Source organism: Actinomyces sp. Z16, assembly GCF_003111765.1.
Lineage (GTDB): Bacteria > Actinomycetota > Actinomycetes > Actinomycetales > Actinomycetaceae > Actinomyces > Actinomyces glycerinitolerans.
Window position 1 is genome coordinate 3,663,226 of record NZ_CP027862.1, and the last position, 13,635, is coordinate 3,676,860.

Annotated in this window: 7 protein-coding genes and 1 CRISPR repeat array; of the genes, 3 read left to right on the top strand and 4 right to left on the bottom strand. The window is 67.1% G+C overall.

The genetic code is table 11. The annotated features are described in order from the left end of the window. Positions 1 to 591: 591 nt before the first annotated feature. Positions 592 to 1,263: a septum formation family protein gene (locus C3B71_RS15275; RefSeq protein WP_073333783.1), complete on the top strand. Its 672-nt coding sequence runs from the start codon at positions 592 to 594 to the stop codon at positions 1,261 to 1,263. Positions 1,264 to 1,292: 29 nt separating this feature from the next. Here C3B71_RS15275 and C3B71_RS15280 read toward each other — a convergent pair whose 3' ends face one another. Beyond that, positions 1,293 to 6,224, bottom strand: coding sequence for an acyl-CoA dehydratase activase-related protein (locus C3B71_RS15280; protein ID WP_108970012.1), 4,932 nt, complete (start codon positions 6,222 to 6,224; stop codon positions 1,293 to 1,295). A 538-nt stretch (positions 6,225 to 6,762) separates the two neighbouring features. On the opposite strand from C3B71_RS15280, the gene C3B71_RS15285 reads away from it, so the two are divergent. Beyond that, complete coding sequence (locus C3B71_RS15285; protein ID WP_108969232.1) at positions 6,763 to 7,530, top strand: TetR/AcrR family transcriptional regulator; 768 nt, start codon at positions 6,763 to 6,765, stop codon at positions 7,528 to 7,530. A gap of 154 nt (positions 7,531 to 7,684) precedes the next feature. Beyond that, the gene (locus C3B71_RS15290) at positions 7,685 to 8,023 is read left to right on the top strand and encodes a type II toxin-antitoxin system VapB family antitoxin (protein WP_073333778.1); all 339 of its coding nucleotides are present in this window, start codon (positions 7,685 to 7,687) and stop codon (positions 8,021 to 8,023) included. 239 nt (positions 8,024 to 8,262) lie between these two features. After that, a CRISPR array of direct repeats spans positions 8,263 to 10,314; the repeat unit is 36 nt; unit sequence GCCTCAATGAAGTGCAGTCCCCGGAGGGACTGCAAC. A 190-nt stretch (positions 10,315 to 10,504) separates the two neighbouring features. On the opposite strand, the gene cas2 is transcribed toward C3B71_RS15290, so the two are convergent. The 3 genes from cas2 to C3B71_RS15305 all read right to left on the bottom strand — a co-directional run bounded on the left by cas2 (position 10,505) and on the right by C3B71_RS15305 (position 13,631). Next, positions 10,505 to 10,804: a CRISPR-associated endonuclease Cas2 gene (gene cas2, locus C3B71_RS15295; protein ID WP_199912529.1), complete on the bottom strand. Its 300-nt coding sequence runs from the start codon at positions 10,802 to 10,804 to the stop codon at positions 10,505 to 10,507. Further along, on the bottom strand, positions 10,804 to 12,411 hold the full coding sequence (locus C3B71_RS15300) for a CRISPR-associated endonuclease Cas4/Cas1 (RefSeq protein ID WP_108969236.1): 1,608 nt from the start codon (positions 12,409 to 12,411) through the stop codon (positions 10,804 to 10,806). Before C3B71_RS15300 ends, cas2 begins: the two co-directional genes overlap by 1 nt. Before the next feature lie 167 nt (positions 12,412 to 12,578). Continuing rightward, entirely contained in the window at positions 12,579 to 13,631 is a 1,053-nt protein-coding gene (locus C3B71_RS15305; RefSeq protein ID WP_146752421.1) for a hypothetical protein, read from the bottom strand. Between the last annotated feature and the right edge of the window lie 4 nt (positions 13,632 to 13,635).

Below are 13,635 nucleotides of genomic sequence, written 5' to 3' on the forward strand. Positions count from 1 at the left end.
GCGTCGCCGTTCATGCCGAATCGTTGCTGCTACCTGACGAACCGTCACCGGAACACACAAACCGTCCATACCCACAACGGCGCCGACGACGTCCTCATCAACCCGAACACGACCACCACACCCCGACCGCCGGCCCGAACCACCACCCCCACACACACAAACCGCCGGTTAAGTCGTTCCTAGAACTTTCACAGCGCCACATCGGGGGACCTCCCAGCCGCAGCGGGTTACATGGTCACTGCCGCCGGGCGGAACGGGTCATGAGGGAATGGGGAGCCCAGTGACTGACCCGCTTCCGAGACGGGACGGGTACATGGGAGCCCGCGCCGCGTCGTCCTGGCGAAGGAGGACCGCCCCTCGGGACCGGGAACCCCGAGGGCTTCGAGCACCTCGTCGGTGGCCTGTGGGCCGGGGACACCACCCGCCCACGGGCCACCGGCATGTCCGGCGGCATCCCCCGCGCAGCGCTGAATGCGTTGGTGGGCGTGTCGGATCCGGCGCAACGGCCGGCGGCCGGCGGGGCACCGATGAGCCTACGGCCGCGCACGGGCGCCTTTCCGTCCCCGGAGCAATGTGTGTCAGCCTTAAGACATGCGTCATCCCCGTACCGCGCTCGCCATCCCCGCCGCGCTACTGCTTGCCCTGGGAGTAACGGCATGCCAGGGCGGCACCACGGCGGATCCCGCCACGCCCACAACCACGCCGTCGCCGTCCGCCACACCCAGTCAGGGCGTGCCGCTCCAGGAGGCCCTCGCCACCCCGACCGCACAGACCGTTTCCGCCATGGACATCGAGGTCGGCGACTGCCTGACCTATGCCACGCCCGGGGACGCGGCAGACGCCGGCGCGGAAACCTCGAACACACAGACGCCGGAGCCCTCCGCGTCACAGCCCGACACCGCCACGGCGGACGCCTCGGCAAACACCGCGAGCGCCGCCGAGCCCGGCACCGTCTCCAGCGTCGATCTCATCGACTGCGCCGCCCCACACCGCTACGAGGTCTACGCGGAGGGCGCGATCGCCGCGGACGCCTTCCCGGAAGGCGACCTCATGGAGCAGTACGTCTCGGACATCTGCTACGACGCCTTCGAGAACTACGTCGGCACCAGCTACGACGACGCCTACACCCAGGGCCGCTACGCGGTCACCTCCCTGCGGCCCACGCAGAGCACCTGGGCACAGGGCGACCGCAGAGTCTCCTGCCTGCTGACCTCCGTGGATGGCGGCGACCTGACCGGGTCCGCCCGCAGCTCTGACGGCTGACCCGCTACGGCGACCGTCTACTGCGCGACTTACACCCGGTCGGCGCCGACCCGCTCGGGAGAGGCCACGTCCGGTGAGGTCGGCGTGCCATCGGGGGCGGGTCCCAAGTCGGCGATCAGGTCGCGGGCGGTGCGCCCGTCCTCCGAGGCGTTGTCAATGCCGGTGAGCAGCCGATCCGCGGTCGACGACGACGCCTCCGCCGTCCGCACGCCCGCCGGTGTGGCCGGTGCGCCGGCCGCATCCCGCGCGGCATCCTCCTGCATCATGAAGGCGGTGGAGATCATCAGCTTGATGCGGTTGAGCTGGTTGACCTCGCTGGCGCCGGGGTCGTAGTCGATGCCGACGATGTTGGCCTGCGGGTAGCGGCGGCGGATCTCCCGGAACATGCCCTTGCCGACCACGTGGTTGGGCAGGCAGGCGAAGGGCTGGCAGCACACGATGTTGGGGGTGCCGTGCTCGATGAGTTCGATCATCTCGGCGGTCAGCAGCCAGCCCTCGCCGGCCTGGTTGCCGAGGCTGAGGATCTGGCCGGCCTTCTCGGCCATTTCCGCGATGGGGGACTCGACGTCGAACTTGCCGCCGGCGGCGGCCAGGGCGGCCCGGGCGGGGGCCTGCACCTGCTCGATGAACCACACGCCCGCCTTCTTCTGGTAGACGGTGTCGGTGCCGATGCCGTAGGTGTCCGCCTTCCACTGGGCGGTGGTCATGCCGTTGAGGAAGAAGCCCAGCAGCCCGGGGACGACGGCCTCGCAGCCCTCGGCCTCGATCTGGTCGACCACGTGGTTGTTGGCGTCCGGCTGGAACTTGACCAGGATCTCCCCCACGACGCCGACGCGCGGCTTGCGGGGCACATCCGCCAGCTCCAGCGCATCGAACTCGTGCACCATCTCCCGCAGCAGGCGGCGGTAGCCGATGCGCCCGCCCCAGGTGGTGGAGCGGCCCTTGTGCTCGAAGAACTCGCAGGCGATCTGGCTCCAGCGCTCGTACAGCGCCTGCGCGGAGCCGGGCACCGCCTCGTAGGGCCGCACCCGCAGCAGGCAGGTGCTCAGGGTGTCGCCGATGACGACCCCCTGCAGCGCCTTGTAGGCCATGGTGGGGGTGAGCTTGAAGCCGGGGTTCTCCTCAATGCCCTGCAGGGAGACGGCCAGCACCGGGATCTGCGGGTAGCCGGCCTCGCGCAGGCCCTTGCGGAGCATGGCGGCGTAGTTGGTGGCGCGGCACATGCCGCCGGTCTGGGAGATGGCGACCACGCACTTGTCCGGATCGTGGGAGCCGTCCTCGAAGGCGCCGATGAGCTGGCCGATCACCATGATGGCGGGGAAGCAGGCGTCGTTGTTGACGTAGCGCAGCCCCACCTCGAGGTCGGCCTTGCTGGCGGACTCCAGCAGCTCGACCTTGTAGCCCAGGCGTCGCATGAGCGGCACCAGCGGCCGGAAGTGGATCGGGCTCATCTGCGGCATGAGGATGGTGTGGGTCTCGCGCATCTCCTCGGTGAACATCGGGGTGGTGGCGGCCGGCAGGCTCCGCTCGCTGCGGGCCACGCGCCCGGCGAGCGTGTGGTCGCCGTCGTCCGCGGGCGCCGGGTTCTCGCGCGGAGCACCGCCGTCCTCCTTGCCGACGGCGATAGCGTCCCCGGCGGTGGGCGTGGTGGTGTCGACCTCGACGGGCTCGTCCGCGAGGTCCTGCGCCTGCTCGTCGACGACGGCGTCCGCCGCCTGCTCTCCCGCCTCCCGCTGCCGCCGGCGCGCCTCGCTGGCGGCGGCGAGCGAGCGCAGGCGGATGGTGGCGGCGCCGAGGTTGGAGACCTCGTCGATCTTGAGGGTGGTGTACACCCCGCCGGCGGACTCGAGGATCTCCTGCACCTGGTCGGTGGTGACCGCGTCGACGCCGCAGCCGAAGGAGTTCAGCTGCACCAGTTCGAGGTCGTCGGCCCGGGTGACCAGCTCGGCGGCCCGATACAGGCGCGAGTGGTAGGCCCACTGGTCGCGTACGCGCAGCCTCGGGGACACGTTGGCGACGGCGACCGACGCCGTCGGCGCCTCCAGCCCCTCCGCGGTGACGTCGGACCAGTCGGCGGGCGCCTGCGGGTCCTCCTTGCCGCGGCCCAGGCCGCGGCGGATGGAGGCGACGGCGCGGGACAGTGCGCCGCCGGCCACCTGGTGCTCGACGCCGTCCCCGGCGCCGTCGGGGGACGGCTCGGGTTCGGGCAGGATCGAGTCCTCGGAGAGGACGGCCATGCCCAGGGTGTTGATGACGTCGGGGACGCCGTGGTTGATCTCGGGGTCGATGTGGTAGGGGCGGCCGGCCAGGACTATGCCCTTGCGGCCGTTCTCGCGCATCCACTCCAGGGTGCGGCGGCCCTCGGCGCGCACGTCCGCCTTGAAGGCGGCGTCCTCGGCGAAGCCCGCCGCTACGGCCTTGCGCGCCTCGGGGAGGGTCACGTTCCAGTCGGCGAAGACCTCCACCAGCCGCTCGGCCAGCTTGGCCGGGTCGGCGAGGTTCAGGAAGGGGGCGAGCATGCGCACGCCGTCGGTCTTCTCCCCCTCGGCGGGCGCGGCGCCGTCGGCATCCGCGCCGTCGCGAATGGCCTCCACGTTGTTGCGGATGACCTCGGGGTAGGTGGCCACGATCGGGCAGTTGTAGTGGTCGTCGGCGCCGTCGACGAGTCCGCGCTCGTAGAAGACGCAGGGGAACCAGATGGTCTTCACGCCCTTGTCGATCAACGACTGGACGTGACCGTGGGCGAGCTTGGCCGGGTAGCACACGTTCTCGGAGGGGATGGAGTCCATGCCCTTCTCGAACAGTTCGTGGTTGGAGCGGCCCGACAGCATGACGCGGAAGCCCAGCTGGGTGAGGATCGTGAACCACAGCGGGTAGTTCTCGTACATGCCCAGCACCCGGGGCACGCCGATCTCGCCGCGGGTGTCCTGCCCCTGGCGCAGGCGCCGGTAGGCGAAGGTGCGCCGGTACTTGTAGTCGTACAGGTTGGGCATGTCGGACTTGGTCTTGCGGCGCTCCTGGGTGGCGCCGCGCTCGCAGCGGTTGCCGGACACGTGCCGCTGGCCGTCGTTGAAGGTGGTGATGGTCAGCTTGCAGTGGTTCTGGCACAGCTTGCACACCGTGGTCTCGGTGGTGAAGCCGAAGCGGGACAGCTCGGCCAGGCTCATCAGCGTGCCGGGGACGCCGTCGTAGGTCTCGTGGGCGGTCAAGGCGGCGCCGAAGCAGCCCATGAGGCCGGCGATGTCGGGGCGGACCACCTCGCGTCCGGTGAGCAGCTCGAAGGCGCGCAGCACGGCGTCGTTGAGGAAGGTGCCGCCCTGAACGCTGATGCGCTCGCCCAGCTGGGAGGCGTCGCGCAGCTTGATGACCTTGTACAGGGCGTTGCGCACCACCGAGTAGGACAGTCCGGCGCTGATGTCGCCGGGGGTGGCGTTCTCCTTCTGGGCCTGCTTGACCGAGGAGTTCATGAACACGGTGCAGCGGCTGCCCAGGTCCACCGGGCTGTCCGCGGTCAGCGCGGAGGCGGAGAACTCCTGGATGGACTGGCCCATGGACTGGGCGAAGGTCTGCAGGAAGGAGCCGCAGCCGGCGGAGCAGGCCTCGTTGACGGAGATGGAGTCGATGGCGCCGCCGCGGATGCGCAGGTACTTCATGTCCTGCCCGCCGATGTCGATGACGCTGGTGACGCCGGGGTTCAGGTGGGCGGCGGCCCGGTAGTGGGCCATGGTCTCCACCACGCCCTCGTCGATGCGCAGCGCGGCCTTGACGATGCCCTCGCCGTAGCCGGTGACGCAGGAGCGGACGATGCGCACGTGCTCGGGCATCTCCAGGTGGATGCGGCGCAGGATCTCGACGGCGGCGGTGACGGGGTCGCCCTCGTTGCCGGCGTAGTGCTCCCAGACGATGCGGTTTTGTTCGTCGACGACGACGGCCTTGATGGTGGTGGAGCCGGCGTCGATGCCCAGGAAGCAGTCCTGGTAGTGGGTGGGGGCGCCGTCGGCGGCCTCGGCGTCGGCGGGCGGGGCGGGCCAGCCGACCCGCTCCACGGTGGCCTGGGCGTGACGGGCGCGGAAGGCGGCGAGTTCGGCGTCGTCGGCGAACAGGGGGCGCATGCGGCTGGCGCCCGTGCCGGCGGCGCGGCGGGAGGCGAGGCGGTCGGCGATCTCGGTCAGCGGCGCCGGCTCCCCGTCGGCCAGGAGGGCGGCGCCGACGGCGACGTACAGCTGGGCGTCGTCGGGGCAGGTGAAGGAGTCGACCTGGTCGGCCAGGGTGCGCTCGAAGGCCCGGCGCAGCTCGGGCAGGAAGTGCAGCGGGCCGCCGAGGAACATGACGTTGCCGCGGATGGGGCGGCCGCAGGCCAGGCCGGCGATGGTCTGGGTGACCACGGCCTGCAGCACGGAGGCGGCCAGGTCCTCGCTCGCGGCGCCCTGGTTGATCAGCGGCTGCAGGTCGGACTTGGCGAACACGCCGCAGCGCGAGGCGATCGGGTAGAGGGTCTGGTATTTGGCGGCGAGCTCGTTCAGGCCGGAGGCGTCGGTGTGCAGCAGCTGCGCCATCTGGTCGATGAAGGCACCGGTGCCGCCCGCGCAGGTGCCGTTCATGCGCTGCTCGGGGGTGGGGTGCAGGTAGGTGATCTTGGCGTCCTCGCCGCCGAGCTCGATGATGACATCGGCCTCGGGGTTCTTGGCCTGGACGGTGCGGGTCTCGGCGATGACCTCCTGCACGAAGGGCAGGCCCATCAGGTTGGCAAGGTTCAATCCGGCGCTGCCGGTGACGGCGCCGCGCACGCGCGCGCCCGGGAAGGCGGCGTCGACCTCGGCCAGTAGGCGGGAGACCTCGCCGCGCACGTCGGCGTTGTGGCGGCGGTACTCGGCAAAGACCGGCTCGGGGAAGGGCGCGCCCGCGACCGGTTCGGGCAGCAGCACGAGCTTGACGGTGGTGGAGCCGATGTCCAGGCCCATGCGCAGGGCGACGGCGGGGTTGGCGGTATCGGCGTCGGCGGCCGTCGTCGCAGATGGGGCGCCTGCGGCGGTCGTGCCGGTGGCGCGCCGGGCGGGGAAGGCGGGCATGCCGAGCGGGATGGCCATAAGCGACGGGCCCGTGCTGGCGACTGGCCGCCCCTCATTCACGACGGGCGCGGCGCCGGAGACAGCCGGCGCGGATACAGCGGCGGGCTGCTCGACGTCGTTCCTGCGTTCAGCGTTCGCGGTCATGAATTCACCTCTCGACCCCACCCGGAATGCGTTACTTCCGGGGCCTCCCAAGACCCGGGGTCGGATAGAACCGTAATCACGGGCGCCGTCGGGCTTCAACGGTGTTGAAATAACCCGGCCCTAGGTCCTTAGTCCTGGCGGCTTTTCCTTGGAAGCGCCGCGAGCCGGGCCGAAACCGCCTGAACATCCCCTGAACGCCGTTGAATATTGCGCAGTCAACCTTTCCTAATTCGGGAGAACGTGCAGCCGCCCAGGCCCCGCGAGCCGGATCGTCTAGCCTCACGACATGAGCGACGCGGCCGCACCCAGGCGATCCCATTCGGGGCAACCCCTCCCCGCCACCCCGATTCCCCAGGACACAGGCGACGTCGACCCCGCCGCTCCCGGCACCAGCTCCGCATCCGCACGCGCACGTCGTCGGGGGCCGCGCTCCGGCAGTCGCGCGGGCACGGGCGCCGAGACCACGCGCGACGCCATCCTCGACGCCGCCCGCACCTCCTTCCTGGCCAAGGGCTTCGCCAAGACCACCATCCGCGGGGTCGCCCGGGCCGCCGGCGTCGACCCGGCGCTCGTCTCCTACTACTTCGGCTCCAAGGGCGACCTGTTCGGCGCCTCCATGAACCTGCGCATACGCGCCAGCGAGGAGATCGCCAAGGTGATCTCCGGCGACATCCGCACCGCCGGGCCGCGCCTAGTGCGCCTGGCGATGACCGCCTGGGACGACTCCTCCGGCGGAGTCACGTTCCGTTCCCTGCTGCGCTGGGTGTCCACCGACGACGGCGCTCCCGAGGCCGTGCAGACCTACGCCACCGAGCAGATCGCCGTACCGGTCGCCCAGGCCCTGGAGCAGGCCGGGGTGCTGGGACCCGACGCCCGCGAGCGCGCCACCCTGGCCGGCAGCCAGTTGGTGGGCCTGGCGATGATCCGCTACGTCTTCCAGGTGGAGCCGCTGGCCAGCGCCCCCGTGGACCACCTGGTGGAGGTCGTGGGGCCGACCATTCAGCACTACCTCACCGGTCCCCTGCTGCGCCGGCAGACGCCGGAGAGCCGCTGATCCGCCGTCCTATGCGCCTCCGGGCGGATGCGCACCACCAGCCCGGGACTAACGGGGCTCAGCAAACGGGGCCAACGGGTCCGGCTCTCGGGCGGGATTGTCCGAATGCCGTTCCGTGTCCCGGTGTGTCACACGTTCCCGTTAGCATGGGTTCGTGATCTTCAAGGCCGTCGGCGACAGTGCGCCCTACCCCGCTCATGGGGTCACTGCGCAGCGCGACTGGGCGGCCATCCCTCCTCGTCAGATCCGGCTCGACCAGTTGGTGACCACGCGGGCGCAGCTGGACCTGCGCGGCCTGCTCGACGACGACTCCACCTTCTACGGTGATTTGTTCGCCCACGTCGTCGCCTGGAACGGGGAGTTGTATCTGGAGACCGGTCTGCACCGGGCCCTGCGCGCCGCGCTCCAGGGGCGCACCTCCATCCACGCGCGCGTCCTCGAACTGACCAACGACGGCCGCCCCGTCTCCGCCCCGCCGCCGCCCACGGAGTAGACGGCGGCGCGCGTAAACGCCGAGGCGGGGGACGGAGGTCCGAAACGTTCGGCTGGGCGCCGACATGCATGTCTGTGAGACATGATGTCAGCGCCCAGCTCAATGAAGTGCAGTCCTCGGAGAGACTGCAACCTTGTTGAAGCGACGAGGTGCAAAGCACGTCGCAGTACCTCAATGAAGTGCGACTCCACGAAAACTGTAGCCCGTCGAACCCCGACGAACGATCCAACCTGCAGATGACCGCGATGAAATGCGGTCCTCGGAGGGACTGCAACCGGTGGGGTATCCAGCCTCATCGAGGAGGTGGAGTGCGCCTCAATGAAGTGCAGTCCCCGGAAAGACTGCAACCCGAGGCCACCCTGGGTTGGCCGTCGCCAGCCGCCGCCTCAATGAACTGCAGCCCCTGGAGGGACTGCAACATGTGCGAGGTGTACCGCCACATGTCCGGGTGGTCGCCTCAATGAAGTGCAGTCCCCGGAGGGACTGCAACCTGCCGTCGGGCCGCAGGTAGGGCTTGGTGCCGTCCCCGCCTCAATGAAGTGCAGTCCCAGGAGGGACTGCAACAAGTCACTGCCGCTTCGACTAAGGAGAGGATCGACGCGCCTCAATGAAGTGCAGTCCCCGGAGGGACTGCAACAATAGCTACGGACAGGTTAGACGACCACGCTCGAAGCCTCAATGAAGTGCAGTCCCCGGAGGGACTGCAACTACTTCGACGACGACGCGATCATGCAGGTCGGCGAGGCCTCAATGAAGTGCAGTCCCCGGAGGAACTGCAACTACTTCGACGACGACGCGATCATGCAGGTCGGCGAGGCCTCAATGAAGTGCAGTCCCCGGAGGAACTGCAACCGGTGGCACCAACTGCCGCCAGTCGACGTCTTTGCGCCTCAATGAAGTGCAGTCCCCGGAGGGACTGCAACGACGTTCGCGTGCCCGCCCGGACGCGCCCCTCAAGAGCCTCAATGAAGTGCAGTCCCCGGAGGGACTGCAACGAGTTCGGTCGTGGTCAGCCGTGTGTTGGTGCCGATGCCTCAATGAAGTGCAGTCCCCGGAGGGACTGCAACCGGGCGGGGAACACTTGCCTTAGTGCGTACCACGGTGCCTCAATGAAGTGCAGTCCCCGGAGGGACTGCAACAGCAACTGATTGACGGTCATCCCCAACGCCTCGTTGCCTCAATGAAGTGCAGTCCCCGGAGGGACTGCAACTGGAACGAGGGCAAGTACTCGTGCGCGATCCGCCAGCCTCAATGAAGTGCAGTCCCCGGAGGGACTGCAACCGTAGAAGACGCGCTCGACGCCGGGGAAGTCCAGCTTGCCTCAATGAAGTGCAGTCCCCGGAGGGACTGCAACAGTGGGGCCGGGAAGGAGTGTTGACAACGTCTCGAGCCTCAATGAAGTGCAGTCCCCGGAGGGACTGCAACGGGTCGGACCTGTGGTGGTCCCGGCTGCTCGACCAGCCTCAATGAAGTGCAGTCCCCGGAGGGACTGCAACTAGTGGTTAGTGGTTGCGGGTGTGCTTGGGGAGCGTGCCTCAATGAAGTGCAGTCCCCGGAGGGACTGCAACCTTGCGCGCCCCGAAGGTTTGGACACGGGCGCGTCGCCTCAATGAAGTGCAGTCCCCGGAGGGACTGCAACCTTGTGGCTAGGTTGGTTGGGCGGGTATCCAACCGCCTCAATGAAGTGCAGTCCCCGGAGGGACTGCAACACGCGCTCGAGGAAATCACAGCCAACCCCGACCTCTTGCCTCAATGAAGTGCAGTCCCCGGAGGGACTGCAACGTTACCGGCCCGGCTTGACCCGGGGCAGGCCGGGCCGGCCTCAATGAAGTGCAGTCCCCGGAGGGACTGCAACGCAGGGGTACAGCCAGGGCGTCGTGCGCATACCCGTGCCTCAATGAAGTGCAGTCCCCGGAGGGACTGCAACTGCGCTCCGGGGACGCCGGGCGGACGGCCTCGGCCACGCCTCAATGAAGTGCAGTCCCCGGAGGGACTGCAACACCCGACCGCACCGTGGTCCTCGCGCGCTGGTGAGGCCTCAATGAAGTGCAGTCCCCGGAGGGACTGCAACCGCGGGACACACCCATGTACGGGGCGGACGTGTGCGTGCCTCAATGAAGTGCAGTCCCCGGAGGGACTGCAACCATGCTGACGCGGGTGAGTGTCGGAAAGTGCGTGAGGGCCTCAATGAAGTGCAGTCCCCGGAGGGACTGCAACATCATCGCCATGGTCCAGTCGTGGACACGTCCGGCGATGCCTCAATGAAGTGCAGTCCCCGGAGGGACTGCAACAGCACCAATAGATTAGCCCACCACGTCGCGACTATGGAGCCACATCGCGAGCGCTCGTCCCGGACGCACCACCTTGACGCACTCCACACCGAGCCGTGTGTCCTCCGAAATGCCACAAAACGCGGCGTTGAGGGCGGCGAGCGCTACCGGGCTCATCCGGACCACCGGAGCGCTCGCCGCCAGTCACAGGCTACGCGACAAGCGGCCCCTCAGGCGTGATCGTCCGGGTCAAACCGATGTAGGAAAAGCGCTCGGCGTCAACGCTGGCCAACAGGCCTACATCGCACAGCAACACAGAATCCTCATCGGGATCGATGACCTCGTCGAGCTCGGCACGCATCCGCAAAAGCTTCGCCGGAGTAGCATCAACAACAAAGACCGAGTACTGGATACGATCGCCATACTTGAGCAGTTTCTTGGCAACCCGGCTTCGGCGTCTATCCGACGGCACATCATAAGCTACCAGGACCCGCCTAACATCGTCCCGCATCAGCGAATCGTCACCCCCTTATAGGAGCGCTGCGTACCGTCAATCGTTCCAAGCACGAGACGAGCCTGGACTTCGATCGCACGCCGCCAGGTCACGTCATAACCGAACACAGGGTGCTTGAACGAAGTCTCGATACGACGTTCAAAACCACTGATTAGCTGCTTTCTCCCGTGATCACTCAGGCGGCACGCACCCATGATCTCGGTGAAGTCACCCGAACCGACCTCACCGTTGCGGAAGGCACGCACAACCACGGAATCAGCCACTGGCGCCCGAAACTCTTCCATGAGATCAAGGGCCAACGCGGGCTTATTGCGAGAACTGGAGTGGAGAAATCCCGCATGCGGGTCAAGACCGCAGGCAACCAACCCACGAATACACTCCCCCAAAAGCAGAGCGTACGCGTAGTCAAGTGCCGCGTTAACGGGGTCGGGCGCCGGCCTGCGGTGACGGCCACCCCAACGGTTCGCCGCGAATGCGGCCGTCTTACCCTCGAGCATGGTGTCGAAAGAATCAAAATACAACCCCGCAGCCTCACCCTCAGTTCCCATCAAGTCATTCAAAGACGGCGCCACTAGAGCATCGCGCTGCAGCACTCGCATTCGGTCCACAGCCCTGGGCGCATCACCATTCCGCCTAAGCAGAGTGGCTTGATTCGCAATCTTCGCGGCCACCATCTGTTGGGCAATATCCAGCCTCCCACGGGCGCTGGCGACATGCTGTTGAACGCGTTGTAGACCGTTGGAAGAATCCGCTCCTTGCGACCATCCGATTACCCTTCCAGACCAAGAGCACCAGACCACACAACGGTCCCTCCAACACATCTCACGCAGCAGCGCAGATGACACATCGACGTTCCCGTGGACTACTATACCGAACACCCTCTCTAAAGGGATCGTCATTAGCGTGTCCCCCGCTTTGATAACCTCAACTCTGCCACTCCGGAGAGACGCCCTTGCACCCGGCGTAGCGAGGTGGAGAACCTGAGCATCAGGCAATGTTGCCACGATCCTCCGTCTAGCAGCCTCATATCGATGTTCGGAAGGCAGGCACACAGACACGTGTGAACACCAGCGGCATCGAGAGTCATCCTCCACCGGGGGTGGAGCCGTCGGCGAAGAAATGATGTGTCGAGTCTGCTCTACGGCTCGCTCGGCCTCTGCAAAGTCCTCTTCGTTCAGATGGACCTCCACCCTGCGGCGATGATTCGTGAAGTAGATTTGAGTCTCCGCAACCTGCTCCCCCATCTCTTCCAGGCACAGGACCTGTAATGCCAATTGGATTCTGTTGGCAGCTGTTACCTCCGGGCGCCGTCGCACAGGAGTCGCCTTATACTCCACTATCGTCAACGGGGCTCCGGGATCACCCTCCAGAACATCGCATCTGCCAGTCAGGCCCAGTCGGTCGCCGCGGACGCTGACGGCACGGTGCTCCTTCGCACGACTCTCCCCCGCCTGGTCCGCACGCCGATGAGCGTCAGTGCCCGCCTGCATTTGCGCCGTATCCGTCTTCTCCCCGACCGACTCCAACCACGTTCGCCGTGGACAGTAGACGGTATGAATGACGAGACTGATCGGGATCGCTTCTTGGCTCTCCGCACGGTTCATAAGTGTCTCCTTTGACGGCCTCAAGGGCCGGATCGCGGCATCAGGGACTTCCTGGCACCGCCGCGACGCTACGACCGATGTACGACATGAATCTGGGGAGGAACCCTCCTCAGGGTCCCTCCCCAGATTTTCCTGAGTTGCCGTCGTTGCTTCGGCATCGAAGCCGCTCAGCGCAGGGGCATGGCAGTGCCCTCTCCCAGATATCGCTCAGGAGCGTTCGGATTATCACTGACATTGACCTGGAAGGCGATGAGCGCCTCCGCGCCATGCGATACCAACCACGCCCGCGCCGTAGTTTCCTCTCCCACACCCGCCTCAGCACACCGCGCGAGCTGTTCGGAAAGAAGCGTCGCACGCCACCGCCCCAGCGAGTACGCCCCCGTGAGCACCGGAAGCACCAACTTAGCGGGCATGAAGCGTCCTACCGGGAACGCCCCAGCGGTCACAGACGGCCTGTCAAAGCGATGAATGACCGGGAATGAGGCGATCCCCCACAGCCCGCACCAGGCAAGGGCACTGTCAGTGAACCGGGGCACCGTGAGCCCGGTGGCGGTCCGCGATTCGTCCGAACGATTCTTGGCGTAGGCCTCATCCACCAATGTTCGCCCGGTCAGTCCGCCTAACACAGTTGCGGGTTCCCGCTTGGCCACGATGCGTGCCAAGCCCCGCAGACGGTTGCCCACGAAGTCCTCGCCGCGGTTCCGCGTCTTCATCTCCCAGCGACTAGCGCCTTCGTCGGGCCTGGGGCCATTGGAGGCAATCCGCCAGTACGCGGGTTCACCTAAGGCGCCGATGAGTTCAAGATCAGCATCATGGCCGGGCGATGCAAGCTCCTGGTCGATACCCTCGTATCTCGCCTTCTGGAGCGTCTGCCACCGTGCAGCGATTTCCGCAGACGAAGGCGTGGGCGCGCCCTTCCCGCTTTTCGCTGCTGCCGATTTGATCCTCGGGCTGAACACCGCATTGGCGCCGGCCCAGGGGTCACCTTCGAGATCGGCATGGAGCCAACTCGCGTGCATCGCACGATCCTTCGCGTGCTGTTGAATCATGGCAGCGATCGTGGCATCGTCTTCCCCCTCCGCAGTGAGCTTCAGGCGCGGGGAAGTCGTATTCGTCCATCCAAGACGAACGCGCCGTGCGCCACTTCGTTCCAGTATGAGCGCCGCGCCCAACCCTGCGAAGGTGGTCAGCGCACTCGTGTACGCTCCGGCGAGTTCCATGCCG